Source organism: Photorhabdus asymbiotica (assembly GCF_003634575.1).
Lineage (GTDB): Bacteria > Pseudomonadota > Gammaproteobacteria > Enterobacterales > Enterobacteriaceae > Photorhabdus > Photorhabdus asymbiotica.
On record NZ_RBLJ01000004.1, the window covers coordinates 1 to 26,357 of the forward strand.

21 protein-coding genes and 1 pseudogene are annotated in these 26,357 nt (G+C 46.3%); 12 read left to right on the forward strand and 10 right to left on the reverse strand.

Annotation, left to right across the window (positions count from 1 at the left end; all coding sequences use genetic code 11):
• The first annotated feature begins 232 nt into the window (after positions 1–232).
• Entirely contained in the window at positions 233–397 is a 165-nt protein-coding gene (locus tag BDD30_RS24300; RefSeq protein WP_249039938.1) for a hypothetical protein, read from the forward strand.
• A gap of 50 nt (positions 398–447) precedes the next feature.
• Here BDD30_RS24300 and BDD30_RS15815 read toward each other — a convergent pair whose 3' ends face one another.
• The 3 genes from BDD30_RS15815 to BDD30_RS15825 all read right to left on the reverse strand — a co-directional run bounded on the left by BDD30_RS15815 (position 448) and on the right by BDD30_RS15825 (position 1,456).
• Positions 448–645: a DUF7706 family protein gene (locus BDD30_RS15815; RefSeq protein ID WP_041381610.1), complete on the reverse strand. Its 198-nt coding sequence runs from the start codon at positions 643–645 to the stop codon at positions 448–450.
• 13 nt (positions 646–658) lie between these two features.
• Positions 659–982 (reverse strand): SymE family type I addiction module toxin, encoded by a 324-nt coding sequence (locus tag BDD30_RS15820; protein ID WP_012777138.1) that lies wholly within the window; start codon positions 980–982, stop codon positions 659–661.
• Positions 983–1,054: 72 nt separating this feature from the next.
• Positions 1,055–1,456 carry a helix-turn-helix domain-containing protein gene (locus BDD30_RS15825; protein ID WP_012777137.1) on the reverse strand — a complete coding sequence of 134 codons (402 nt, stop codon included), beginning with the start codon at positions 1,454–1,456 and terminating at the stop codon, positions 1,055–1,057.
• 102 nt (positions 1,457–1,558) lie between these two features.
• On the opposite strand from BDD30_RS15825, the gene BDD30_RS15830 reads away from it, so the two are divergent.
• The 8 genes and pseudogenes from BDD30_RS15830 (at position 1,559) to BDD30_RS15870 (ending at position 14,347) form a co-directional block, all read left to right on the forward strand.
• The gene (locus BDD30_RS15830) at positions 1,559–4,327 is read left to right on the forward strand and encodes a CHC2 zinc finger domain-containing protein (RefSeq protein ID WP_012777136.1); all 2,769 of its coding nucleotides are present in this window, start codon (positions 1,559–1,561) and stop codon (positions 4,325–4,327) included.
• A gap of 844 nt (positions 4,328–5,171) precedes the next feature.
• The gene (gene xerC / locus BDD30_RS15835) at positions 5,172–6,206 is read left to right on the forward strand and encodes a site-specific tyrosine recombinase XerC (RefSeq protein WP_049795249.1); all 1,035 of its coding nucleotides are present in this window, start codon (positions 5,172–5,174) and stop codon (positions 6,204–6,206) included.
• A gap of 925 nt (positions 6,207–7,131) precedes the next feature.
• Positions 7,132–7,233, forward strand: a pseudogene (locus BDD30_RS25090) (RHS repeat-associated core domain-containing protein); the annotation flags it as partial.
• Positions 7,234–8,005: 772 nt separating this feature from the next.
• Positions 8,006–8,479, forward strand: a complete 474-nt coding sequence (locus BDD30_RS15850) for a DUF6392 family protein (RefSeq protein WP_015835124.1) — start codon at positions 8,006–8,008, stop codon at positions 8,477–8,479.
• Positions 8,480–8,820: 341 nt separating this feature from the next.
• Positions 8,821–9,345, forward strand: a complete 525-nt coding sequence (gene seqA, locus BDD30_RS15855; RefSeq protein ID WP_015835123.1) for a replication initiation negative regulator SeqA — start codon at positions 8,821–8,823, stop codon at positions 9,343–9,345.
• Between the two features lie 59 nt (positions 9,346–9,404).
• Complete coding sequence (gene pgm, locus BDD30_RS15860; RefSeq protein WP_015835122.1) at positions 9,405–11,045, forward strand: phosphoglucomutase (alpha-D-glucose-1,6-bisphosphate-dependent); 1,641 nt, start codon at positions 9,405–9,407, stop codon at positions 11,043–11,045.
• A gap of 483 nt (positions 11,046–11,528) precedes the next feature.
• The gene (locus tag BDD30_RS15865; protein WP_015835120.1) at positions 11,529–12,332 is read left to right on the forward strand and encodes a Cof-type HAD-IIB family hydrolase; all 804 of its coding nucleotides are present in this window, start codon (positions 11,529–11,531) and stop codon (positions 12,330–12,332) included.
• Between the two features lie 473 nt (positions 12,333–12,805).
• Positions 12,806–14,347, forward strand: a complete 1,542-nt coding sequence (locus BDD30_RS15870; RefSeq protein WP_015835119.1) for a multivesicular body subunit 12 — start codon at positions 12,806–12,808, stop codon at positions 14,345–14,347.
• 190 nt (positions 14,348–14,537) lie between these two features.
• Here the strand turns inward: BDD30_RS15870 and kdpE are convergent, their stop codons facing one another.
• The 6 genes from kdpE to kdpF are packed head-to-tail and all read right to left on the reverse strand — an operon-like array spanning position 14,538 to position 22,412.
• Positions 14,538–15,230: a two-component system response regulator KdpE gene (gene kdpE / locus BDD30_RS15875; protein ID WP_015835118.1), complete on the reverse strand. Its 693-nt coding sequence runs from the start codon at positions 15,228–15,230 to the stop codon at positions 14,538–14,540.
• On the reverse strand, positions 15,227–17,926 hold the full coding sequence (gene kdpD, locus BDD30_RS15880; protein ID WP_015835117.1) for a two-component system sensor histidine kinase KdpD: 2,700 nt from the start codon (positions 17,924–17,926) through the stop codon (positions 15,227–15,229). Before kdpD ends, kdpE begins: the two co-directional genes overlap by 4 nt.
• A 9-nt stretch (positions 17,927–17,935) precedes the next feature.
• The gene (gene kdpC, locus BDD30_RS15885; protein WP_015835116.1) at positions 17,936–18,517 is read right to left on the reverse strand and encodes a potassium-transporting ATPase subunit KdpC; all 582 of its coding nucleotides are present in this window, start codon (positions 18,515–18,517) and stop codon (positions 17,936–17,938) included.
• Between the two features lie 11 nt (positions 18,518–18,528).
• Complete coding sequence (kdpB, locus tag BDD30_RS15890; RefSeq protein WP_015835115.1) at positions 18,529–20,595, reverse strand: potassium-transporting ATPase subunit KdpB; 2,067 nt, start codon at positions 20,593–20,595, stop codon at positions 18,529–18,531.
• 20 nt (positions 20,596–20,615) lie between these two features.
• Positions 20,616–22,322 carry a potassium-transporting ATPase subunit KdpA gene (gene kdpA / locus BDD30_RS15895; RefSeq protein ID WP_015835114.1) on the reverse strand — a complete coding sequence of 569 codons (1,707 nt, stop codon included), beginning with the start codon at positions 22,320–22,322 and terminating at the stop codon, positions 20,616–20,618.
• Positions 22,323–22,412: a K(+)-transporting ATPase subunit F gene (gene kdpF, locus BDD30_RS15900; protein WP_041382171.1), complete on the reverse strand. Its 90-nt coding sequence runs from the start codon at positions 22,410–22,412 to the stop codon at positions 22,323–22,325.
• 515 nt (positions 22,413–22,927) lie between these two features.
• On the opposite strand from kdpF, the gene BDD30_RS15910 reads away from it, so the two are divergent.
• From BDD30_RS15910 to BDD30_RS15915, 3 genes are read left to right on the forward strand one after another with little or no spacing between them, the layout of a single operon-like run.
• Entirely contained in the window at positions 22,928–23,299 is a 372-nt protein-coding gene (locus BDD30_RS15910; RefSeq protein ID WP_147408139.1) for a hypothetical protein, read from the forward strand.
• Positions 23,300–23,335: 36 nt separating this feature from the next.
• Positions 23,336–25,009 carry a hypothetical protein gene (locus BDD30_RS23220; protein ID WP_015835112.1) on the forward strand — a complete coding sequence of 558 codons (1,674 nt, stop codon included), beginning with the start codon at positions 23,336–23,338 and terminating at the stop codon, positions 25,007–25,009.
• A gap of 11 nt (positions 25,010–25,020) precedes the next feature.
• Complete coding sequence (locus BDD30_RS15915; protein ID WP_041382167.1) at positions 25,021–25,365, forward strand: hypothetical protein; 345 nt, start codon at positions 25,021–25,023, stop codon at positions 25,363–25,365.
• Positions 25,366–25,412: 47 nt separating this feature from the next.
• Here BDD30_RS15915 and BDD30_RS15920 read toward each other — a convergent pair whose 3' ends face one another.
• On the reverse strand, positions 25,413–25,931 hold the full coding sequence (locus tag BDD30_RS15920; RefSeq protein WP_015835110.1) for a hypothetical protein: 519 nt from the start codon (positions 25,929–25,931) through the stop codon (positions 25,413–25,415).
• Between the last annotated feature and the right edge of the window lie 426 nt (positions 25,932–26,357).

Below are 26,357 nucleotides of genomic sequence, written 5' to 3' on the forward strand. Positions count from 1 at the left end.
CTAAAGAATTTCTATCATTCATGAAAGACTATGATTTAGATAATTTTTCATTAGGAAACATATCATTTGGTAATAGTTCTGATTATCTCGAAAATGATAGTAAATATTAATAGTGAGGGTACTTTTAATCATTGGTGGATTGGTGAAAATAGACCTAAAGAGTTTATCGTTATAGCAATATCTGATCCTTATACCATATTACTAAACACTATTACTGGTGAGGTTTTTTGTTATGACCAGTGAATCATCAATGGATGACTTTGAACAAGTTTCAGCTAATTTTGAATTATTTATCAGAGGTGCTGGAACTATTTTCTTAGGTAAAGAAACATTCACAGAAATTATCAAATATGTTGGCTCTCAGACAAATGAGTTTTGGGAAGAAATAGCAAATTAAATGATGTTAAGGTCGGAAAGATCCGCGTGATCTTCCGGCCTTCTTATGATCTATCTTGGCGCATACCCTCGGTAAGCCAGAGCAGATCGAAGCTTAGAGATCGCATCCTTAATCTGATACGCTTCCTCGTCATTCACCGCGCAAGCCCGTATCTCCGCCCAGTTCAGCCGCTTAACCAGTTGGGCCAAGGCCAGCGCTTCAATGTGGGTTAACTGAATGTCCTGTAAATGTTCAATCACCATTTTCATTTTATCCCCTCCCTTAGCCCGCGTTGTACTCAGCCAGCATCTCACGCATCCGCAGCTTAATCTCATTAAGCTGGTTCTGTTGCCGCTGGTATTGCTGATGCTGTTGTTGGGTGGCTTCGCTGTCCGGTATCAGTACCAGACAGCCATCCATCACCTTCACCGTAATCTGGCCGCCGGTATTAAACCCCGCCTGTTTAAGCCACTGGCCCTTAAGATGTATTGCCGGGGTGACATTGTTGACCTTATTCCCGTTCGGCACATACCCCACCGTGTAATAACGTTCTGTTTTCACGGCTTTATTTATCGCCGCTTCTGCCTTAGAATGCGCCTTAGCCATAGTAACTACCCTTTTAGTTGCTTGTGGTAAGCGGCAGGGGTGAGGTGCGAACTCACTGTCTGCCGCGCTATCTCAACGCTTAGTACCGTTAAATCCCATTGCCTGTTCAACCATCGCTTTCTTGACAAAGCTGTCAAGTACCACGATCAACGCTTGTTGATCGGTATCTGGCAACAGGTCCGCTTTTTGCCACAAGGAATGTAATGTGTGGTTGCGGATCTTCACTTCATCCGATATAGCCTTGCGGCCAACCAGTTCATCTATCGTGACCTGGAGTACATCAGCGATCTTAATAACCGTTTCCAGATGGGGCGCACTCGCGCCTTTCTCCCAACGATTATAAGCGCGTGGATCAACTCCCAGCAGCTCAGCCAGCCGAACCTGACTTAAATTACGTGCCTCACGCAACAAACGAAGACGCTCTGCAAATGCTGACATATCCAACCCTGCACACAATGAATCAATAGGGTTCATTGTACCGTCTCCTTTTTTAGCTGCCTGTTGCAAATCCCACAATGTATAGATAATATAATCTACATATATGTCTATTGACAAGGGTTTAAAAGGAACATTTTTATGGCCCGCATTCCCGAAACCGAATTACAGCACCTGAAAGCCGCCGTCTCCTTAGTCGCCGTGGTGGAGCAACAGGGGCGACAGCTCTTTAAACGCGGCAAAGATTACGTGCTGCTGTGCCCGTTCCATCAGGAGAAAACCCCGTCAATGGTTATCTCACCGGCAAAAAATCTTTATCACTGTTTTGGCTGTGATGCCGGCGGCTCCGTGCTGGACTGGGTAATGAAAACCAAAGGCTTAAGTCTGCGCCGGGCCGTGGAACAGTTGCGCGGGATACTGGGAGATAACCCCTCGGTGGTGCCGCTGGTGCAACCGGATGAACCCGCCATGCTGGCCGATGATGACGCCGGACGGCAGGCGCTGCTCAGTCGGGTCGTCGGGTTCTACCATCATACGCTGTTGAATGCCCCCGAAGCCCTGGCTTATCTGGAAAAACGGCGGCTCAACCACCCGGAATTAGTCGCCCAGTTTAAACTGGGCTTTGCCAACCGCACGTTAGCCTATCGCCTGCCCATCAAGGCGGTGCAGGCCGGCGCACAGATCCGCGCCCGTCTTCGGGCCGTGGGGCTGATGCGCGACAGCGGGCACGAGCACTTTACCGGTTCGCTGGTCATACCGGTTATCGACCCGAACGGCCAGATCCGTGAGATCTACGGGCGCAAAATCACCGACCGCTTACGCAGCGGAACGCCGCTGCATCTGTACCTTCCCGGCGCACATGACGGGATATGGAATGAGCCGGCGCTGATCAGTTCAGGGGCGGTTATCCTCTGTGAATCCTTGATCGACGCCCTGTCGTTCTGGGTAGCCGGTCACCGCCATGTCACCGCCGCCTATGGGGTGAACGGCTTCACCGATGAGATGCGGCAGGCGTTTCAGCGGTATGGTGTTAAGCAGGTCTTGATCGCCTACGACAATGATCCGGCAGGCAATGAAGCGGCGGTAAAACTGGCCGCCGAACTAACCGCCGTCGGTATCACCGTGTTCCGGGTGGTGTTCCCCGAGGGCATGGATGCCAACGGCTATCTGTGTCAGGTCGCCGAGCCGGAACGGGCCTTCGGGTTGTTGCTCGACAGTGCCGTGCCGATGCAGGAAGCGGCAGAGGTACAGGCCACCACCGCAACAGAGCGGGCCGCACTGGCTGAACATCAGCCGGTTCCGGTGCCGGAAACGGTCAGCACCTTAGCCGCCGGTATAGCCGCGTTGCCGTCAATGCCGAATGTGGTCTGGGAAACCGGCGCTAATGGTGAGATATCCCTCACCCTCGGCACACAACAGTGGGGTATCCGGGGCCTGTCACAGGTGAAAACCGGGGCGGCGGTGATGAAAGTGAATGTCCAGGTCGTTGATACCGACAGCGGCGTGATGTTCGCGGACAGCGTGGACATGATGAGCGCCCGCAGCCGGGGCGGGTATGCGCGACTGGCCGCCACCGAACTCGGGCTGGCCGAAGGCGACCTGCGCCGGGCGCTGGGGCAGGTGTTGCTGGTACTGGAACAGTGTCAACAGGCCGGTGTCAGTGAACAAACCGAAACCCCACCGGTTCCCGAACTGAGCGAGGACCAGCGTGCAGCGGCGCTGGCGCTGCTGCAAGACCCGAAACTGAGCGAGCGTATCACCGCTGACTTAGCCGCCTGTGGTGTGGTAGGGGAAAGCACCAACCTGCTGGCCGGTTACTTAGCTGCCGTCAGTCGCAAGCTGGACCGTCCGCTGGCCGTGCTGATACAGAGCAGTAGCGCCGCCGGGAAAAGTTCACTGATGGATGCGGTACTCAATCTGATACCGGAAGAAGAACGATTGCAATACAGCGCCATGACCGGCCAGAGCCTGTTCTATCTGGGCGAAACCAATCTCCAGCATAAAATCTTAGCCATTGCCGAAGAGGAAGGGGTGCGGCAGGCCGCCTATGCGCTTAAGCTGTTACAAAGCGACGGCGAACTGACCATTGCCAGTACCGGTAAAGATGACGCCAGCGGCAATCTGGTGACTAAACAGTACACGGTAAAAGGCCCGGTGATGCTGATGCTCACCACCACGGCAATAGATGTCGATGAAGAGCTGTTAAACCGCTGTCTGGTGCTGACGGTGAACGAATCGCGGGAACAGACCGAAGCTATCCACGCGTTGCAGCGCCATAAGCAGACCCTCGAAGGCTTACTGGCGGAGAATGAAAAGACGTATATCACCGAACTGCATCAAAACGCCCAGCGGCTGTTACGCCCGCTGAATGTCGTTAACCCTTATGCTTCACAGTTAACGTTCATGAGCGATAAAACCCGCACCCGACGCGACCACATGAAATATCTCACCCTGATACAAAGTATCGCCCTGCTGCATCAGCACCAGCGGGAGGTGAAAACCGCGGAACACCGGGGCAAACGGCTTGAATATATCGAGGTGACCAAAGACGATATTAGCTTAGCCAACCGACTGGCCCACGAGATATTAGGCCGCACGCTGGATGAGATGCCGCCCCAGACAAGGAAACTGTTGCTGCTGATACAGCAAATGGTGAAAGAGACGGCGGCAACGCAGCAACGCCCGGTGAATGCTGTCCGTTTTACCCGCCGGGATATCCGCAGTTACACCCAATGGAGCGATAACCAGTTAAAAGTCCATTGTCAGCGACTGGCCGACATGGAATACCTGTTAGTCCACGGCGGCAGCCGGGGCCATCTGTTGCAGTATGAACTGCTGTGGAACGGCGACAGCGCAGAAGAAGCCCACCTGTGCGGCCTGATTGACCTGACAGCGCCGGAAAAACCCTGAATATGACTCACGCAAGTTGGACTGACTGAACCGCAAGTTGCCCCTAAGTTGGGGTCAAGTTGGGTCCAAGTTGGAGGTCGTAAAACCGGCTTCAGGCCGCAGCAATACTGGATGTAACGGTTCGCAAGTTGGGGAAGGCTGAAAAACACTGTTCCGGCAATAATAAGAAAAAGTCGTCGTATCGTACTGCCAGCTCATCATCGAACCCGAAAACCCGGAATACGACCGACGCAAGTTGGACTGACTGAACCGCAAGTTGCCCTCAAGCTGGGGTCAAGTTGGGTCCAAGTTGGAGGCCGGAAAATGGACGCCAGACCGCAGCAATACTGGGTGGAGCGGTCCGCAAGTTGGGGCAGACAGAAAAGGACTGTTCCGGCCACTTAAAAATCAAGCCATCGTACCGGAGTGACGTATCACACACCGATAACAATAACCGCTGTTCCCTACAGGAAATCCCATCATGTCATCACCCGTTAAACATCAATCCACCCCCCGCCCGCTGACCCTGCGCCAGCATCTGGACGCGTATCTGGATACCCTGCTGTTGCAGGGGGCGAGTCAAAAGAGCCAGTCCGCCCGTCATGAACGGCTGTCACCGTTCGTCAACTGGTGTGAGGAACAGGGCATCCTGTCAGCTTCACAGGTGACCGGGCCGTTACTGGAAAACTGGCAGCAATATCTGGCCCGGTACCGCAAAACCAACGGTCAGCCTTATACGCCGGACAGTCAGCGCCGACGCCTGCGCGCCTTACGCCTGTGGTTCGACTGGTTGCAGCAACAGCACGCTATCCCGACCAGCCCGGCGGCAACACTGGCCGCGCCAGACAGAAAAAAACGCCCCTCAGTGACGGAGACCCACGGTCAACCCGACGCCATACCGGCCCGCTTCGCCACCTTACGCCAGCATCTGGCCGCCTGGCTGGAAGCCGTGCGGGGACAGGGCTTAAGCGAACGGACTCAGGAGTCCTATGAAGAGCGGCTGTTGCCGTTCATCAGCTGGTGCGAAGCGCGTGGCGTGATGACGGCGCCGCAGGTCAGCCTGCCGTTGCTGGAAAGTTACCAGCGCTGGCTGAGAAGCTCCCGTAAAGCGAACGGTCAACCCTACAGCCCGGGCAGTCAGCGGGACCGCCTGAGTGTCTTACGTCAGTGGTTCCGCTGGCTGCTGCAACGTCACCATATCCTGTATAACCCGACGGATAACATGGTATTGCCAAGAGAAGAAAAACGGCTGCCGGCGCAGGTGATGAATGAAGACGAAACCCACACGGTATTAGCCGCAACGGATATCAACACCCCAACCGGGCTGAGAAATCGCGCTATCCTTGAAGTACTGTGGAGTACCGGTATCCGGCGGATGGAAGTGGCGAACCTGCTGTTAAGCGAGGTGGACTTCGGGCGCGGCGTAGTGCTGGTCAGACAGGGTAAAGGCGGTAAAGACCGGGTGGTGCCCATCGGCGAACAGGCGCTGCACTGGTTAAGCCGCTGGCTCAGCGTCCGGCCCGAGTTAACGCGGCGGGGGGACAGCGGTCACCTGTTTATCACTAAGAAAGGCCGGGGACTGGCCAGAGGCACGTTAACCCAGATAGCCGCCGACAGCATCCGTAAACAGGCGCAACTGGCTAAACCGGGGGCCTGCCATCTGTTCCGCCACTCAATGGCAACCCAGATGCTGGAGAACGGCGCGGACACCCGTCACATCCAGGCGATACTGGGGCATGAAAAGCTGGAAACCACCCAAATCTATACGCGGGTGGCAATCGGCCACTTAAAGGAAGTGCATGAGCAGACGCACCCGGCAGAACGGCAGTCAAAGCAGGCAACACCGCCAGACGATAAGCAGGCAAATAGCGACCAGCCGGACAGCCCGAAGCCGGTCTGAAACCTCAGTGCGGCTGGACAGTCCGAAGGTTAGCCGGTTCCCTGTAAGCGAGTGGGGTGCAGTGAAAGGCAGACTGTGCGCGTCCCTGCGCACAGACTGCCTCCCTACCTTCGGCGTGCCCGGCAGTAAATGCCGGCCGCCCGGCGCTGAACCCCGGCGTTCTCGGTGACAATCGTTGCCGGTCAGCCGCCATTCAACATAATGTGGCATTAAGCGCAATGGGCCTGAACGGCCCGCCACGCTTAACAAAACATTATGTCGGCGCCGCCCACCCAAGGGCGCTGCGCGGTCACCTAACCTCCGGTGCGCGGCTGGCCGCCGGGTTCAGCCTCTCAGCCCCAGCGGCGCACCGGGTTCGCTCGCTCACCCGCTGCTGTCACTATCAGTGCTAAAATCCACCGCCGCAGTCGCCGCCGTCCGTGGCGGCTCCGGCGCCCAAACCTGCCTTAAATCGTTGCCGGTCAGCCCGTTAAGGTCAACGGCCCTGAAGGCAGGCCAGCAAGCTGGCGCGGTTTATGGCCCCCGCCCAACCCCGCTGCACTGGCTGCGTCCGGCTCGCAGTCGCAGGCTCCTCGCTCGTTCCCGTCCTCGCCATCTCCGCCCCGTCCGCCCCCGCAGGCAGGGGCTCCCCGCTTAACGGCTTCACCTGCGGGCCTCGCCGGCCCGCCCCCGGCCAACCCGCGTCAGCGGCGCAGGCAAGCTGCCCCGCCGTCGCGAGTTCCCGATAAAACCCGGTTCCGGCAGGAAAAGGGGGCTGAAACCCGGCGCTGACGTCGGGGAAAAAGTGAGCTACAATCGGCAAAGTGCCCGTCGGGGCGAGTTGGCATGCTCTTTAACAGGGTGGGAAAAGGTGGCCAGAAAAAAGGCTGCTAAATCAGGGGGAAAAGTCGGCTAAACCGTATGATGGCGTCGGGATAGTGCCGAAGACCCAATCGGGCTGCTTGGAGGAGAAAATCCCTATGGGTATGTGCATAATCCGTTGACCTGGGTAGATCCTTTGGGGTTGTGCCTTATTAAATCTGTTAGCCCGCCATATCTAACCCGGTTTTCCAGTACCTTACCAGCATTAGTTGTTCGGTCTTCTACTTTACCAGCTGTTTGGTCTTCTACTTTATATCGACCCCCGTTTTCTAGTACTTTACCAGTTGTTCTGTCTTCTACTCCACGTTCTTCCCGGCTTTTAAAATGTAGGGGTAGTTCAAATACAGAATTTGGATGGATTGGTCCGATATGGATTAGGCTAACTTCTTCCTATGTTGGACCAGTTAATGAAATAAAAGATATCGTTGTTATTGATCCTCCGAGGGGGATTGCCCCGGCTAGGGTAGAAAAGAAAGAGTCTTATGTGCCGTCATCAGGTGGGAATAAACAAATTGGGAATGTTATCAAAGTGCCAGTCAAGGTGCTTGATATTGGATCTTATAAGGAGTTAAAAGATAGAGAAGTTCCAGGTGATGAACTTGAGCACGATCATATTCCATCATTTGCTGCCCTAAAAAAAGCAAAAGAAAGTGAGTTAGGACGCCCTCTGACAGATGAAGAGGCCAAGAATCTTTATCAAAATGCTACAGCAATTGAAGTTCCTAAAAGTGTTCATGCTGCTGGCCCAACTTATAAAGGTAGGAACACACAAAAACAGATTGAGCAGGATGCAATGGATCTCAATGCTGCAGTCAATCGTGATGTTGGTGCATTGAGAATTAATATGTCAAAATTAAGTTATGATCAAAAATCAGTTGATGTTGATAAGGCAGTTGAAGAAATCATAGAACGAAATCGACAAACGGAGTAATCAAATAATGGTTGATTGGATGCAGTTTATCAATGCCCTCGGTACTACTGAGGTATCGAAGAAATTTTATGATCTTAATTTAGCTATAGAGGAAAATGCTCAACTATATGAAGATCCAAGTGAATACAATGATCCTATAGGACATACAAAATATTATAAATATCCACATTCAGGTTTAGAAATTGGTTTTAGAAAAGATGTATTAAATCATATTCATTTTTACTTCAATGAGAATGAAGGGTACTCCATATTTAAAGGAAACTTAATGTTTGGAATAAATTCAGAATGGAGTGAGATAGAAATTATACAGGCATTAGGTGAGCCGTCAACAAATGGGGGAGGAAAAATAGATATATTATTGGGATATATCAATCGTTGGATAAAGTATGAAAATGAAAAATATGCATTGCATCTACAATTTGATCAAAATAATTTTCTATATCAAGCTACGTTAATGATGCAAGTAAGTAATAATTACTGAAAATACAATTGAGGTGAGTCCCTTGTTTGTTCAGTTTCTTTAAACGATAAAATCCCAGTTTAAAAGTTGGGATTTTACTTCCATTACTCCACTAAATCTTCCCGAAATATGGCAGTGGATTGTTTGCACTTTTTATGAGCAATTTTCTGTTTTATGGCGAGGTTTTTATTGACAATATCTATGTAACTAATTGATTTATTTTAGATGAAAAGTGTCTGTTTTGTTACGTTGTTTTTCACACGGAAATACTTTTAAGTTATTGAAATTTTACTTGTTTTGTTTTCCCTATTTATACTCTATAATCCGGCTAAATTTTTTATTTAGAACAGTACTGGATAGAAATGAAAACAATAGAAGTTGATGAAGACCTTTACCGCTATATTGCCAGCCATACACAGCATATTGGTGAAAGTGCATCTGATATTTTACGGCGAATGCTGAATTTTAACGCCGAACAGCCAGTACAAAGTGCACAGCCTGCCTGCGCTGTGGAGAAAGCGCCAATAGCCCGCCCGCGTGATTCTGTTCGTGTGATACGTGAATTGCTACTTTCAGATGATTATGCTGAGAAGAAAAAATCAGTTGATCGCTTTATGTTGATCTTATCCACGTTATATAGCTTGAACAGCGAAAGTTTTTCTCAGACTACCGATGCAATGCATGGTCGCACCCGGGTTTATTTTGCCGGTGATCAACAGACATTACTTGCTAGTGGCAAACAAACTAAACCACGTCACATTCCAGGTACACCTTTTTGGGTAATTACTAACACCAATACTGACCGTAAGCGTAATATGGTTGAGCAAATTATGCATGATATGAAATTCTCAGCCAATCTTATTGAAAAGGTGTGTGGCACGATTTAACTGATTAAAGCTGCGCTGTGAAATAGACAAAGCGGTGCAGCTATCCAGGAGAAATTAAAGTGGCAATTCATTCCCGCGCGGGGCAGCTTACCCGCCAAAGTGATCTGATAAACATAGCGCAACTTACATCACAGTATTACACCTTACATCCTCAGCCAGAAAATCCGCTGCATAAGGTTAAATTCGGTACATCCGGCCATCGTGGCAGTTCTCAGCGTAGTAGCTTTAATGAAGCCCATATTCTGGCAATTGCTCAGGCAATAGCAGAAGTTCGCAAGCAACAGGGGATAAACGGTCCTTGCTACGTGGGTAAAGATACTCATGCTTTGTCGGAAGCGGCTTTTATTTCTGTGTTGGAAGTGTTAACCGCCAACCATGTGGATGTGATTGTGCAGGAAAATAACGGGTTTACCCCAACGCCTGCGATTTCTCATGCCATCCTCTGCTATAACCGCCAGAGGGGAGAGCTGGCTGATGGGATTATTATTACGCCATCCCATAATCCACCAGAAGATGGCGGTATTAAATATAATCCGCCTAATGGTGGCCCCGCAGATACTGATCTGACCTCGATTATTGAACGTCGTGCTAATGAGTTGCTTACAGAAGGTCTGAAAAGCGTTAAACGTCTGCCATTTGCTCAAGTATTGAGTAGTGAATATCTGCACCCGCAAGATTTAGTTGAGCCGTATGTTGCTGCGCTTGGGGATGTGGTTGATATGGCCGCTATCCAGAAGGCAGGATTAAAAATCGGCATTGATCCTTTGGGTGGTTCCGGTATTGCATTCTGGCAGCGTATTGGTGAGTACTACAATTTAGATTTGACGTTGGTTAATGATCAGGTAGATCAAACATTTCGTTTTATGCATCTGGATCACGATGGTGTCATTCGCATGGATTGCTCGTCCCCTTGGGCAATGAGCGGTTTGCTGGCAATGCGTGATAAGTTTGATCTGGCGTTTGCAAACGATCCTGATTATGACCGCCACGGTATTGTGACTCCTGCGGGGTTAATGAACCCAAATCACTATCTGGCAACCGCGATAGATTACCTGTTTCGCCATCGTCCGCAGTGGTCAGCAAATGTCGCAGTCGGTAAGACGTTGGTTTCCAGTGCCATGGTTGATCGCGTCGTGGCCGATCTGGGGCGTGAATTGGTAGAAGTTCCGGTTGGTTTCAAGTGGTTTGTTGACGGCCTACACAAAGGTGAATTGGGCTTTGGTGGTGAAGAGAGTGCCGGCGCTGCTTTCCTGCGTTTCGATGGTACGCCATGGTCCACAGATAAAGATGGCATTATCTTGTGCTTGCTGGCGGCAGAAATGACCGCAGTAACAGGGGAAAATCCACAGCAGCGTTACAATAAGTTAGCTGCCCGTTTTGGAACACCAAGCTACAGCCGTATTCAGGCGCCGGCAAGTCATCAGCAGAAAGCATTATTGGCTAAGCTATCGCCAGAAATGGTGAAAGCGGACAAACTTGCGGGTGATCCAATCACCGCTCGGTTGACGAAAGCTTCCGGTAATGGAGCATCAATCGGCGGTTTGAAAGTGATGACAGAGAATGGTTGGTTTGCGGCCCGCCCATCAGGGACAGAAGAAGCTTATAAAATTTACTGCGAAAGTTTCCTTGGCCCTGAGCATAGGGAAAAGATTGAGCAGGAAGCATTGAATATTGTTAATCAGGTTTTTGCTGCTGGTTAATAGGTTATTCAATTAAAAAATCCGCAATTGACTGTAATCGTTTTTTGCGGATTTTTATTTAAATTGATAAGTTATTTCGGTTAGTAGATATTTTAATTTAGTTGGATAGTTTCCAGTTTTTATCGCCGATGTTCCCTCTAATTAGTAAATAATCATTACCCGTATCCAATTGTGAATCAGATTCCGTTTTCTATTTTTAAATTTATAGAAAAATCAAATATATCAGATGAGAAAAAATATTTGTTGTAAAAACATTAATTATTGTCTGGAAGAAAACATGATATTGATAATCAAGTATTTCTTGAATTTATTAATAAAGTTTAGATAATAACTGTTTTTACTATAACCAATAAATTTCCAGTTGTAGCGCGGTGGCAAGTGAACGCATCTCCAGGAGCATAGATAACGATGTGACTGAGGTAAGTGAAAGCAGCTAACAAAGCAGCAACTTGAAAGATGAAGGGTATATACCGGAATACGCTAATGTATAATCTTATTGCTACAGATCTCGATGGAACGCTTTTACTTCAAGGGGATACGATTGGTAAGTTTACCCGCCAGGTGTTAACTGATTTATCAAATATGGGAAAGCAAATAGTGTTTGCTACCGGCAGGCATCATACTGATGTAAATTCTCTTATTGATGGCTTTGATATACCGGTACACTTGATTACCTCTAACGGAGCCAGATTAACAACTGCTTGTAGGAACTTAGATATCAGACAATATCTACCGGGCCACATCGTAAAAAAACTGATTGAAGAGACGCAGGCGGATAATGATTTGGTGATTAATATGTATTGTGGTTCTCAATGGTTAACCAGTGAAATACACCATAGTTTCAGTGACTTTAATCAGAATGATAATTTTAGTCCAACGGTCAGATCGGTTGATGAAATGCCTTGTGAGATGGTTGAGAAAATTTTTTTCATTCATAAGAGCAGAGATCATGATGCGTTGGTTAAATTAGAGCATCATTTAAGTAATCTATTTTCTGATAGTACCAATATCGCTTTCTCATTCCCTTGGTGTCTGGAAGTCATGGATAGCGTTGTTTCAAAGGGATGGGCTTTAACTCAGTTAGTTGAGTTTCTTGGTATTCCAATCAGTCAAACTATTGCATTTGGCGATGGAATGAATGATGTGGAAATGCTTTCAACGGTGGCTAAGGGCGTGGTAATGGGAACTGCGCATGATCGGGTGAAACAAGCGCTTCCTCACGCTGATGTTATCGGTTCTTGCCACGAAGAATCTGTGGCTCATTATTTATCTGAAAATATGTGTTAGGTAAACTTGAGGCGTCAGGATTCAGGTCATGGCGCCCTGTGAAATCCATAGGGTATACATCCCGTCTATTAATTATTTTGCAATATTATTCCTATTGTTTTAATTTGCAAATTAATAGTTATGGATATTTAATGGAATAATAATGAATAAAGAAATGTTATGCTGATTTTATGCTATGAATTTAAAGAAAAAATATGAGATTGTTGACAGTGATTGACATTTTAAATAAACTGAATGGCGCTGGTGAATTAGGTTTGTAAATACATAATATGACAAATTATTACTTTTGATGGCAATTTTTATTGCCGAATAGCATCTATTTTAGAATGCGTATGCCATTATTTTCATCATCACTTTGTTGATATTTCTCACTTCTATTCTATTCTTTTTTGTAGGTATTAAATTCTAAACTCTCATCAAGAATGCGGCGATATCTATTGTCAATTTATTCCCTATTAATATGAGGTTCCAGTATGTCTAACGATAAAATAGGAAGACCATTAAAACAGGTAAATAGTGAAAGAGACGTCGAAATTCGTGATCGAAATTATTTTCGAAAACTGTCCCTATTCGATGATACTGTTGTGGCCGGTGCTGAAATGATCGGCACAAGTTATGATGTTTTTGGTAAATATTGCAACGTGGGAAGTTGTATGCATTCGCTTTTCGATGAGCGAAAAATTAATGCCAGTGAAGATAATTTCAAGAAAATCACTATCCTCGGCAAAACTCTAAAAGTTCCCTATTATGTCGATTGTTATAGTGTCGGGGATTTAAAATATACCAACGCGTCAGGCGAATCTATTGAGTCATATCAAAGCAGTATTTCCAGTAAAAGCCGTATTAAAGGCAACTATGTATTCTTTAGCGCATCACTGAGAGTCGATTTTGATACAGACAGCCTGACGGCTTTTGAAAATGCGTTTTCCCGCATTCAGTATACTTATGACCTCTATATACTGAAAAGTTCAGCAGAAGCATTAAAAGAGTTTCTTAAAGAGAGTGTTAAAACGGCCCTTGATAAGGCGGATACTGAGGAGGATATGAATGACCTATTTAATACCTGGGGCTCTCACTTTCTGAGTGGCGTGATCATGGGTGGCTGCGCACAATATGCATCATCTACAAACAAATATACATCGAATCTAACAAACTCTTTTGACGTGGTTGCCGCCGCCTCATTTGCGGGATTTATCGGTCTCTCTGCTCGTACAGCAAATTCATTTCAGGAGGATATAAAGAAATTTCGGTCAACATCTAACATAAAAACCCACGCCATTGGCGGTGACTTATCTCGGTTTGATCCTTTTGGTGGCGCGACAAGTGCAGAGCAACCTTCCGCAGAAGAAATAGCCGCAGCGAAAAAAGCATTTGAAGACTGGAAAGCCAGTGTTCCCAATGCCCCTGAATTAGTTAACTTTACAGACTCCAACCCCTTGACGGGGATTTGGGAACTGTGTTCAGACAGAACACAAAAGGCCAAGCTTAAAAAGCATTTTGAAACTGTCTGGGCTCCGGCGGAATCTGCTAAACGACGTATACATGTGGATTATATTGATGAGATTATTATTGGGATAAATAATACTAACATTCCTCCTGAAGGGTATATTGGATTAAAATCCACTAAAGATGAAAATCTGAATAATAAGGGTAATATTTGTCTGTTTATGCATAAAGCAAAATATGATCCCAATATCGATAATAAGGATTGTATCACTGAGTTAAAGTTCATCACTGTAAAAGACAAAAATCCGGAGGGAGATTGGGTTAAGATCCCTCAAAATATTTATAGCTCATCCGATCAATATTTATATTTATGTTACTTACCAGCAAAATATTCTGCTGAAAAAGCGATAAAGGACATTCAATTGCTATGTAGCAGTTGTGGCTCCAGCATGATACTTCCTTATGGATATAACGATGTTTTGGATGAAAGAGGTGAGAGAGCTAACGCTACTGAGGATGCAGATGTTCATTATCTTATTTATAGCGCTGGGTGGAACTGGAAAATCTGAATAGGTGAGTTTTAGCCATCTGGAAATTGCTGAAAACAGCGTTATCTTTGGGGGGAATTATTTCCCCTTTATTAATTTAAAATATTCTCACCCCATTATCTCACTATATCTTCATAATGAATTTACGGATTTGTTCAAACTTTGCAGTTATTGTGAATTTGAGCACCAGTGAATTAGCAGTGGGAGTGAGTCACGGCATAAAACGATAGCCAACGCCGGTTTCAGTTAGCAAATGTTTTGGTCTGGTTGGGTCGGTTTCTAGTTTTTGGCGCAGATGTCCCATATAAATCCGTAGATAATGGTTATGTTCGACATAGTTAGGACCCCAAACCTGATTTAGTAGTTGGCGTTGAGTGAGTACTTTACCGCTATTTGCTAATAATTCTCCTAGCAAACGGAACTCAATGGGAGTTAGATGTAATTCTTTATCGCTTTTAGTTATCCGGCGATTAATGAGATCGACGGTGACATCAGAAAAATGAACGATAGGTTCTTCCTGATGGGTTCTGGCAAAACGGCGCAAGGCAACCCGGACTCTTGCTAACAGTTCACTAATACCAAAGGGTTTACTGAGATAATCATCCGCGCCGGCATCCAGTGCTGCCACTTTAACGGTTTCTGTATCACGGGCAGAAAGAACAATAACCGGAATTGAACTCCACTGGCGCAGATCACGGATCAAATTAATGCCGTCACCATCGGGTAGCCCTAAATCAAGAATAATCAGATCAGGCTTACGAGTTCCTGCTTCAATCAGACCTCGTTTCAGCGTATCACTTTCAAATACGCGACAGCCTTCACCTTCCAACGCTAGCCGAACAAAGCGTCGGATCTCTTTTTCGTCCTCAATAATTAAGATGGTACTGTTGCTGGTAATAGTCACATTTCCTCAGTGAGCTCTTCAATTTCAGGTGGCTTCTCTAACGGTAGAACAAAGTGAAAGCTTGCTCCACCTTTTTCGTTGTTGGCAGCCCAAATATTCCCACGATGGATTTCAATAATTGCGCGACAGATGGCTAATCCAAGGCCGACTCCAGGAATGGCAGATTCTTTGAGGGCGCGGGAAAATTTATCGAAAATTAATTGTTCCTGTTGTGGTGGAATGCCTTTGCCTGCATCCCAAACTTCAATGTGAATCTGATTTTTTTCTGTTGTTGCCTTAATGCCCAATGGGGTTTGCTCAGCTGTATATTTGATGGCGTTTTCTAATAGATTGATAAAGACACGTTCCAGTAAACTGCCATCACAATGCAGTAATAAGCCCGATGGTAGGGAAACGGTGACCGGGTGACGATTGAGCGCATATTCCAGTGAACGCAAGGTACTGCCGACGATCTCTTCCAGTGATTGCCATTCCAGATTGAGTTGAATTCCCCCGGATTGGATACGTGCCATATCCAGCAAATTGTTGACCAGACGGGAAGTACTGAGAATTTGCTGACGGATTTGATTCACTTGCTTAGTGTGTGGAGAGCCTTCAGCGGATAAGTCTAGCATCAGGATTTCTGCTTGGCCGAAAAGCACCGTCAGAGGGGTACGTAAATCGTGTGAAAGTGCTGCCAGAAGTGAGTTACGTAATTGTTCCCGTTCTGTATCCAATTTAGCCAATTCTGCCTGACGGGAGAGTTGTAATCTTTCTAGTGCGTTGGCAATTAATCGGGTAAAAGTTTGCAGTAATCGCTGTTGCTCAGGGATAAGTAGCTGGCGTAAATAGGCGGGTTCAATAGCCAGTACACCAAAAGTCTGCGAGGGGGTTGCCACTGGTAGTAATTGATAAGGTACGCTGGGCAAGGTATCGGTTCCCGCGCCCGCTGGTTGGTTCTTATCAAAACTCCATTTCGCAATGGCATCATCAATCAACATATTACCGCCATTATTTGACGTGAGCTGGCGCAATTCACCATCATCATTGGGTAAAAATAGGCCGGTTTTAGCCTGAAAACCATTGGCAAGGAAATGGTAACTGGTTTGGGCAATATCCTTTTCATTCAGGGTTCGGCTAAGTTCACGGGTCATTTCATACAGATGTCGGGTGCGCTGCTCGCGGTAACGAGCAATGCGCGCCTGATATCTCATTCCAGCTGTTAGGTTTCCTACCACGACCCCCACGATTAGCATGACGGTAAAGGTCAATAGATACTGCATATCCGTGACAGCAAGAGACCAGTGCGGTTGGACAAAGAAAATATCGAAACTGATGACATTAATAAAAGCGGCAAATACTGACGGCCAGCGTCCATAAAACAGCGCGATAATAACGACGCCAAGCAGGTAAAGAGTGACAAGATTAGCTTTATCAAGAGTCAGCAGAAGAGTACGGGAGAACAAGGTAATCAGAGTGCAGAGAGTGATAGCAGCCAGGCAACCTTGAATTTGTCCTTGCCATTTTTCACTGACAGGGCGGTTGTCCAGCTCTTTATCCCATTGACCGCGATCTTCCAGAGCGACAATGACTAAATCCAAATCTGGCCCCAGTTTTCCTAATCGGTCAGCAAAACCGGGCAGCCATTTCCAGTCAAACAACTTCAGGCGGGATTTACAACGACGACCGATCAGAATTTTGCCAAGGTTATGTTCTCTTGCATAACGTAATACCGCTTTTTCTTTGTTTGGATCGGAGAGTGTCGCGGTTTCTGCACCCAATTCATGCGCTAATCTGAGCGCTTTTAAGATGGTGCGCCGTTTGCCTTCAGGCAATTGGTGCAGTTTTGGCGTTTCAACATAAATTGCATGCCAGATACAACCTAGCCGAGCGGCAAGGCGGGCTGCGGTACGGATCAGTTTTTCATTACCAGAACTGTGACCGATGCATAGCAGAAGATTATCGCGGGTATGCCAGACAGGTTCACGTCCTTGTGTATCGCGGAAGGCGCGCATCTGATCATCAACGCGATCGGCAGTACGACGTAAAGCCAACTCCCGCAATGCAATCAAATTTCCCTTACGGAAAAAGTTTTCAATGGCGCGTTCTGCCTGGCTGGGAATATATACCTTGCCTTCATTAAGTCGCTGGCGCAGATCATCGGGCGGCAGATCAACCAACACGATTTCATTCGCTTGATCAAAGATATGATCAGGAATGGTTTCTCTGACTCGGATGCCGGTAATATCACCAACGACATCATTAAGGCTTTCCAGATGCTGAACGTTAATGGTCGTTAGTACATCTATTCCAGCCTCAAGTAATTCTTCAACATCCTGCCAGCGTTTGGGATGGCGGCTGCCGTGAGGATTACTGAAGGCTAGTTCATCCATCAGAATGATTGCCGGGTGACGGGCAATGGCGGCATCAAGATCAAAGACGGTGATTTTCCGTCTTTGGTAGTGCATCTGTTTAGATGACAGTTGCGGTAGACCATCAAGCAAAGCGGCAGTTCCCTGCCGCTCATGAGTTTCTACTACGCCGATAACCACATCCAGCCCTTGAGTACGTAATCTATGAGCTTCTTGTAACATGGCATAGGTTTTTCCCACGCCAGCGCAGGCACCGAAAAATATTTTTAATTTACCGCGCTGTTTCTCATTAACCAGTGTCAGTAATTCATCAGGGTCAGGACGTTGTGGTTCGTGTTGATCCATGTTCCAGCCTTACTGTTGTTTCTTTTGTAAATTATCCAGAGCAAGATTGAGTTTTAACACATTAATTACCGGTTCACCGAGAAATTCTGATGGCGGTGTTTCCGTATTATCTCTGATTAGCTGGTTTATCACTTTAACGGGTAAACGGCGTGCATCAGCGACACGTTGGGCTTGAAAGTTAGCGGCTGCGGGTGAGATGTGGGGATCAAGGCCACTCCCGGATGCTGTCACCAGATCAACCGGCACTGGAATGTCTGGTTGGCGGTTAAATTTGCGCAGTTGCTCAACTCTATGTTTGATTTCATCAGCCAGTATTGGATTGGAGACAGACAAATTGCTGCCACCGGATAACTGGGGGTTATAAGGGTGGTCTGCGGTAGCGGAAGGGCGCCCTTGAAAATAGATATCTTTAGTGAAGGGTTGACCAATCAATTCAGAGCCAATCACTTGACCATCTTGTTCCACCATGGAGCCTTGTGCCTGATAAGGAAACATCAGTTCTGACAAACCCGTTGCCAGCAATGGATAAGCTACGCCAGTAATCAGAGTCAGAAATATCAACAATACAACAGAAGAACGTAACCAAATCATTTTCATCACCTTTATTTAAATATCAGCAAAGTCAATAACATATCTATCAGTTTGATGCCGATGAAAGGCGCTATCAGACCACCCAGGCCATAAATCCACAGATTGCGGCGTAAAAGTGACAATGCATGCATTGGCCGATAGCTGACACCTTTCAGAGCCAGTGGGATCAGAAACACAATAATGAGTGCATTAAAGATAACGGTGGATAAAACCGCTGAAGTGGGTGAATACAGGTGCATGATATTCAAGACATTTAATTGTGGATACGTGACGGCAAACGCCGCCGGGATAATAGCAAAATATTTTGCAATATCATTGGCGATACTGAATGTGGTCAGAGAACCGCGTGTCATTAGCATCTGTTTACCAATATGAACCACCTCAATCAGTTTGGTTGGGTTGGAATCTAAATCCACCATGTTGCCGGCTTCTTTGGCTGCCTGAGTGCCTGAATTCATGGCAACGGCAACATCAGCCTGAGCAAGTGCAGGGGCATCATTAGTTCCATCGCCAGTCATGGCGACCAGACGGCCTTCGGATTGATATTGGCGGATAAGGGCCAGTTTGGCTTCGGGTGTCGCCTCAGCCAGAAAATCATCTACGCCGGCTTCAGCGGCAATAGCCGCCGCGGTTAGGCGGTTATCGCCAGTAATCATGACGGTTTTGATTCCCATGCGGCGCATTTCACTAAATCGTTCTTTGATGCCGCCTTTAACAATATCTTTCAGCGCCACAACACCCAATACTCGTTGATTTTCTGCTACAACCAGCGGTGTACCTCCTTTACGTGCCACTGTTTGCACCAAAATTTCTACTGCTTCAGGGAATTTTCCGTGATTGATTTCAATATGACGGCGGATTGCGTCTACAGCGCCTTTGCGGATCAGGCGATTTTCCACATTAACGCCGCTCATGCGGGTCATGGCGGAGAAAGGAACAAAAGTCGCATTCAGTGAATGCAAATCACGTTCGCGCAGATTGAATCGCTGTTTTGCCAGAATGACGATGCTGCGTCCTTCCGGTGTTTCATCTGCCAGAGAAGAGAGCTGAGCCGCATCTGCCAGCTGTTGCTCCGTCACTCCGGGTACAGGTAGAAACTGAGATGCCTGACGGTTCCCTAATGTGATTGTGCCGGTTTTATCCAGCAGTAGGACATCCACATCACCCGCCGCTTCAACGGCACGTCCGCTGGTGGCGATGACATTAGCACCCAGCATGCGGCTCATACCTGCGACACCAATCGCAGAAAGTAGACCGCCAATAGTTGTAGGAATAAGACAGACTAATAACGCGATTAATACGGTGATAGTGATAGGTTGACCAGACTGGTTCGCTTCCACACTAAATATTGAGAATGGCAGCAGAGTGACACACACCAACAGGAAGATAATCGTCAGCGCGGTGAGCAGAATGGTCAGGGCAATCTCATTGGGCGTCTTGCGACGTTTAGCGCCTTCCACCATGAAAATCATGCGGTCAAGAAAAGTTTCACCGGGATTGACCGAACATTCAACCATAAGCCAGTCAGACAGCACGCGTGTACCGCCAGTGACAGAAGAGAAGTCACCGCCAGATTCGCGGATAACCGGGGCAGATTCTCCGGTGATAGCACTTTCATCAACGGAAGCGCCACCTTCGATAACTTCACCATCACAAGGGATGGTTTCACCGGCTTCAATAATGACAATGTCCCCTTTGCGCAGGCTATCAGAAGGGACTTTCTCTTGGCTTGCATCACGACTGGCTGAGGTGAGTTTAGTCGCCCAGCTGGTTTTTCTCACACCTTTAAGACTCGCGGCTTGTGCTTTGCTTCTGCCTTCTGCCAATGCTTCGGCAAAGTTAGCGAACAGCACGGTAAACCATAGCCATAAGGCAATGTTGCCAGTAAACAGCGTATTTTCTTTAAGCTGACCAGCCAGCATAGCAATCCATAAAATGGTGGTTAACCCGCTACCCAGATAGACCACAAACATCACTGGATTACGCCATTGCGCTGCCGGGTGGCATTTTTTTATTGCATCAATAAGCGCATTACGAATTAAAGACGGTTCGAATAATGCCTGTTGTTTGTTTGTCATGGTATTCCTCACTTTGGCATTTACCGGGCCATCAGCCAAATTTGTAAATGTTCAATGACCGGGCCAAGGATCAGAGCCGGAATAAAGGTCAATGCACCGATTAACATAATGGTCAGGATCAATAAGCCGATAAACAGCGGGCTATAGGTTGGTAGTGTGCCATTGCTGGCAGGCTGACGTTTTTTTGTTACCAAAGAGCCGGCAATAGCCAGTACCGGCAGAATGACACCAAAACGGCCAAGAAATATCACTGTTGCCAGCAGTAGGTTGTAGAACATGTTGTTGGTACTGAGGCCAGAGAAAGCACTGCCGTTATTGTTGGCCGCAGAGGAAAGGGCATAGAGCACTTCACTGAAACCATGAGCGCCAGGGTTCAGAATTCCCGCGCGTCCATTTTCTGTTGATATGACAAGCGCAGTTCCTAAAAGCACCAGCGTAGGCGTCACCAGAATCGCCAGTGCAACCATTTTCATCTCGAATACTTCGATTTTTTTCCCGAGATATTCAGGGGCACGGCCTATCATTAAACCGGCGATAAAAACGGTTAGCAGAACAAACAGCAACATGCCGTATAAACCGGAACCCACGCCACCGAATACGACCTCGCCAATCTGTATCAGCCACATTGGGATCATACCGCCAAGTGCGGTGAAGGAATCATGCATGGCGTTAACGGCACCACAGGAAGCGGCGGTTGTTACTACGGCGTAAATTGAGGTAGCCAGAATACCGAAGCGGCTCTCCTTACCTTCCATATTGATATTGCTGTCAGCACCTAACAAGCTGAGATGTGGATTGCCTTTCAATTCGGCGTACATGACCACCACAGTAGCAACAACGAAGATGATACACATCGCCCATAATAAAGCGTGTCCCTGACGGTTATCGCCAATGACCTGACCAAAGGCAAAGCAGAGTGCACTGGGGATCAGCAGGATTGATAAGATCTGAATAAAGTTGCTGATAGCAGTTGGATTTTCAAAAGGGTGGGATGAATTAGCAGCAAAAAATCCACCGCCATTGGTTCCCAACAACTTAATAGCTTCCTGTGAGGCAACAGGTCCCATCGGAATGAATTGCTGTTGGTCTTCAATGGTATGAATTAGCTGATAAGGCTCGAAATTCTGTATCACGCCCTGACTGACAAAAACCAGCGCGATAATCATAGACAGCGGTAACAGCAGATACAGCGTAATACGTGTGATATCAACCCAGGCGTTTCCCACGGTTTCCACGCCATGACGGGAAAACGCGCGAATCAGGGCAAATGCTACCGCGATACCGGTCGCTGCCGAAAGAAAGTTCTGAACTGTCAGGCCAGTCATCTGACTGAGGTAGCTGAGAGTATTTTCTCCACTGTATGCTTGCCAGTCGGTATTGGTAATAAAACTGACCGCTGTATTGAGTGCCAGATCCCATTTAAGCCCGGGGAAATGTTGAGGATTAAGTGGGAGACCTCCTTGTGTGATTAAAAGGATAAATAGCAGTAATAGCCCAGTCAGATTAAAAATGATGATAGCTAATGCGTATTGCCACCAGTTCATCTCTTTAACAGCGCCGCCAGGCTTCTGTAAACCGCAACAACGCCAAAGGCCAGACTCTGTTTTCGTCAGCCAGTGTGGAATATCACCTTCGATCATATTGGCAATAATATTTCCGAGCGGTTTTGCCAGTACCATTAAAATGAGTAGGAAACTGGTAATCAGTAAAAAAGCGGATGCAGCCATTTAAAAATCCTCCGCATGAAGTAACGCATAAATTAGGTAAGCTAGTAACAGGGCTACCATTAATACGCCGGAAATGAGGAATATACTCATTGCTTATCTCCTTAGAATTTGGATAGGTAAAGGTTAGGCAAGCAGATGCAAAGAAGCTGATAAAAGAGTGAGTGGATGTGTAAAAAAAGTGTAAAAATGATAATAAAGTATTAGAGAAGTTAAAAAGAACCTTCGTCAAAGGCTGCTTGGATTATTTGTTTCAAAAGTCATTCACAAGGATAAATAATCACTGTTGAGTATTAATAAGGTTATTAGGATTTAACAAAAAATACTCTATATATGAATTGTTTTAAGAAAATACTTAATTAATCTATGGCTTCTTTCTGGCAGAAAAATAAGCCATAGATTTTCATCAATTTAAATAGTTAACTATTTCTTCGAATGTTGTATTCGAGTCTATTGCCTGATAGAAGCCATTTTCGACATAAATTGGAGTAACTATAGTAGTATTTTTCAATATTGGTTTATTGTTAAAGAAAGCAGATAGTTTTTTTCCTACATTTTGCTCTATAAAAAGGTTAAATGGTTTACTGCAATGAGAGTTGTTTTTTACTTTGATGAAGGTCGGGGCGAATGGTCAATGGCACGGCGGGGTGCATCTCAGTGACCGGGCCAGTGCGCCGTATGCCAAACTGACACCGGATTTGTTGCACCAGAACAAAGTGATGCCGCTGCGTTGTATGGCTGAGGGGGAGGTGGTGGCTTACCGGCTGAATAATGCGTATTTACAGGCGCCATATTTTCGTGATGAACAGCTGAAATACTCCAGTACGTTTGTGCTGGTGAAATCAGAGTACCAGGCACAGGATGAAACGTTGTTGACATTCTACAGCCTGTATATGCATCTGGCGCCGGTGAGTGATTACCCGGTCTACCCGCGTTATAAAGCGATTGTTCAGCACACCCTGCATACTCACCGGTTTTAGGCAAATAATGAGGGAGAGTATGGGATACCTGCCGGGGTGACCGAACGGGGTGAAGGGCGTGATTATGATATTCTGCCGGAAAATGGCACCTTGAAACACGGTGATGAGTTTTTGGTGTATCAGACCGCGGATTTCTTTTCGCCGATCCCGCTCACGGCCCGTTATGAAAAAATGCGTTTTGGTCTGGCGCAGAAATTGGAGGGGGGTATAGTCAAAGATGAGAAGAAATTTTGGGTGGCGTTACAGCCGCAGTTTGCTGAGCAGGCAGGAGAAGCCTGCCCTCATATGCCGGTTTGGATGCAGGCGGCAGTGAAAAAAGGGGCCTTTGACTGTGTACAAACATTGACGGGTGAGGCGGTGATTAAAATGGCTGCCGGAGACCCGATAGGGCATCTGGGATTATTTGAATCGCCGGCGGTGCAGTTACCGGACCGAATGTCTTACTATTTTACGCATATTGAAGTGCTGAGTGCTGACGATAAGCTGCCGGATTTTGTGAATAACACGAAGCATCTGGCCGATGGCCGAAAATATGTTATCTGCGGTTTTGACCAGATGTTGCACAGCTATGATGCGACCCACAAGATTTTTACCCCTTTAGGGGTCACGACCCAGCAGGAAATCGTGTTGGCGAAAGGATTGACCTGCCCGATTAAGGATAAAAAGGGGGTGAACTGGTACAAAGTGACACAGACCAGCTGGGTAAAACAGAACGGTGAACAGGTGGCGGAGGTCGATCAACATGACCTGAATAAGCTGGGGTTTCGTTTATTGGAAGAGGAGGCGACCACGGATTTCAGCAAGTTGACAGGCGAGGAATGCGTGAAAGGATGGTTGCGTCATTTACTGGCGGTGGCAAAGCAGGACAGGCGGATAGACCATGCGCTGGTCCCGGCCCGTTATGAACGTATTTTGCGGAAGCTGGATAAAGATGGCGATGGACAGTTGAATGCGCAGGAGGTGCGGCTTGGATTGTATAACCCGGAAATGATAAATGTGGTGACGCGGTTTATCGTGAAGCGCAGCAGTGAATGGTATGAAGACAGTCATAGTGGACCATGGGAGAACTTTTTTACGAATGTGGTAAAGAACCGCACAGTGAATCGGTTCTGGCGGCAGTATCTGGACAGTCAGGTATGGATGAAAGAGGTGGCACCGTTTAGCAGTGGGAAACCGGTATGGCATATGCATCCTGTGGTATTCTTAAATTATCTTGATGATAAAAGATGCATCAATATCACAATAGATATGCTCTATTCATTATTTAATGGGTTGCATAAACCCGCTAAGGAGTTATTTCTACAAGGAATTGCAAATGAAATTAATGAGCATGCTGAGACTTATAAGCTAAACTCTTTACAACGGTTAAGTCACTTTTTTGCTCAAGTCAGAGTAGAAATGGGAGCTATAGCTAATCCATGTGAGGGATTGAATTACAGTAAAGACGCACTAATTTCTAAGTTTAGTTATTTTCGAAATCATCCTAATGAGGCCGCGCTTTATGCTTATAAAAAAGAAGGTAAGAAAATAGTTAAGCATGCTGATGAGAATGCAATTGCAAAAAGAATCTATACCCTTCATCCTTCAAGTTGCTGCTTTGTTGGCTGCGTTCACGCACCCCAGTCACATAGTTATCTATGCTCCTGGGGATGCATTCACTTGCCGCCGCGCTGCAACTCGAAATCTATTGGGTATATGCTAATAGGTTAGGGAATGGAGATATGGAATCTGGTGATGGTATGAAATATAAAGGCCGTGGAGGTATCCAATTGACAGGGAAAGATAATTATAGTGGATTTAACGATTTTTATAAGGCCCATTGGATGGATTCAATAGATTTTCTTGATGAGCCTTCAAAACTTGAAGAGGCTGTATATTGCATACGCTCTGCTGTATATTTCTGGCTCAGAGAAAATCTATTTAAAATTGCGGATCAAGGAAATGATGATTCTACAGTAGATAAGATAACAGCAAAAATTAATTTTCATACTGATAGTTATGAAGAGAGGAGAAAACAATTTAATAGGATAATCATTCAACATATTTTTGATGATGCGTTTAAGTGAAAAATAAGATACGGATTATATTATTTATAACCCGTATTGTTTAATCTCTAAAATAGTTTATTAAGTGCGTTTGCATTCTTCAAATCGCAGGTCAGTTTTTTATTTTCTTCGTATGAATATCCATCTATGCATGAAAATTCACTATTTAACTTGATTTCTGGTATGTTTACTTTTGAAGTATTATAAGCATGAGTTTGATATAATGTACCATCAATAGCAGCATTTGAATCAAATGTTGATGTAAGTACGAATATTTGTGGATATTTGCTATTGGGAATCTTTTTTAGTACAACAGTAAGAACTTTGGGCATTTCTTTATAGAAGTCATAACAGTCGATTATGATCTCTTTTTTAGGCGTTATTACTTTAGCTATAATGCCTGTTCCTTCTCCCCCACAATATTCATAGCCTTCATTTTTTGAGGCTTCATAAAACACCAACTGGCTTTTTCCCATAATAGTGTTTATGTTAATAATTGGATGAACATAATTTTGTGCCGCAGAGGCATAAGGTACTCCTTGCAATGAAAGAATGAGTGGAATGATTGGAAAAAATAGCTTATTCATTGATATCGACCCTGTAAATAATTCGTGTAATGTCCCCCACAGAGCTAATAATATCCGTTCACAGGAGCTTGAGCAAAAATTAATTATTTTAAGAGAGGTGCTTAAACCACTATCAGGCATTAGTATTGTAGCATCTCTGCCACTAGAGTTTAAGGATAAGAATATGAAAATTACTCAGATTTGAAACGCTACACAGATTATACCTATGCTGGAAAAAAATTCCTTGTTGATCCAATGATTGCCTGAAAAGGCGTTTATCCGGGATTTTAAGGAGCAGCCCGATCTGAACTCCGTATCCCTTTTATTGCCGTTATTTTTATGAATTAATTTGTAAAATTACGGCAATAAAGCACCTAAGTATGTCCCGCTAAAAAGAATATTTACTGAGTTAAATCCACTTTTTATATAAAACTTTAATCTCTCTTT

What these genes read in the sequence shown, in the direction of transcription:
- BDD30_RS24300 (WP_249039938.1), top strand. Translation starts at nt 233, where the DNA reads ATGACCAGTGAATCATCAATGGATGACTTTGAACAAGTTTCAGCTAAT.
- BDD30_RS15815 (WP_041381610.1), bottom strand. Translation starts at nt 645, where the DNA reads ATGAAAATGGTGATTGAACATTTACAGGACATTCAGTTAACCCACATT.
- BDD30_RS15820 (WP_012777138.1), bottom strand. Translation starts at nt 982, where the DNA reads ATGGCTAAGGCGCATTCTAAGGCAGAAGCGGCGATAAATAAAGCCGTG.
- BDD30_RS15825 (WP_012777137.1), bottom strand. Translation starts at nt 1,456, where the DNA reads ATGAACCCTATTGATTCATTGTGTGCAGGGTTGGATATGTCAGCATTT.
- BDD30_RS15830 (WP_012777136.1), top strand. Translation starts at nt 1,559, where the DNA reads ATGGCCCGCATTCCCGAAACCGAATTACAGCACCTGAAAGCCGCCGTC.
- BDD30_RS15850 (WP_015835124.1), top strand. Translation starts at nt 8,006, where the DNA reads ATGGTTGATTGGATGCAGTTTATCAATGCCCTCGGTACTACTGAGGTA.
- seqA (WP_015835123.1), top strand. Translation starts at nt 8,821, where the DNA reads ATGAAAACAATAGAAGTTGATGAAGACCTTTACCGCTATATTGCCAGC.
- BDD30_RS15865 (WP_015835120.1), top strand. Translation starts at nt 11,529, where the DNA reads ATGTATAATCTTATTGCTACAGATCTCGATGGAACGCTTTTACTTCAA.
- BDD30_RS15870 (WP_015835119.1), top strand. Translation starts at nt 12,806, where the DNA reads ATGTCTAACGATAAAATAGGAAGACCATTAAAACAGGTAAATAGTGAA.
- kdpD (WP_015835117.1), bottom strand. Translation starts at nt 17,926, where the DNA reads ATGGATCAACACGAACCACAACGTCCTGACCCTGATGAATTACTGACA.
- kdpC (WP_015835116.1), bottom strand. Translation starts at nt 18,517, where the DNA reads ATGATTTGGTTACGTTCTTCTGTTGTATTGTTGATATTTCTGACTCTG.
- kdpB (WP_015835115.1), bottom strand. Translation starts at nt 20,595, where the DNA reads ATGACAAACAAACAACAGGCATTATTCGAACCGTCTTTAATTCGTAAT.
- kdpA (WP_015835114.1), bottom strand. Translation starts at nt 22,322, where the DNA reads ATGGCTGCATCCGCTTTTTTACTGATTACCAGTTTCCTACTCATTTTA.
- kdpF (WP_041382171.1), bottom strand. Translation starts at nt 22,412, where the DNA reads ATGAGTATATTCCTCATTTCCGGCGTATTAATGGTAGCCCTGTTACTA.
- BDD30_RS15915 (WP_041382167.1), top strand. Translation starts at nt 25,021, where the DNA reads ATGGAATCTGGTGATGGTATGAAATATAAAGGCCGTGGAGGTATCCAA.
- BDD30_RS15920 (WP_015835110.1), bottom strand. Translation starts at nt 25,931, where the DNA reads ATGAATAAGCTATTTTTTCCAATCATTCCACTCATTCTTTCATTGCAA.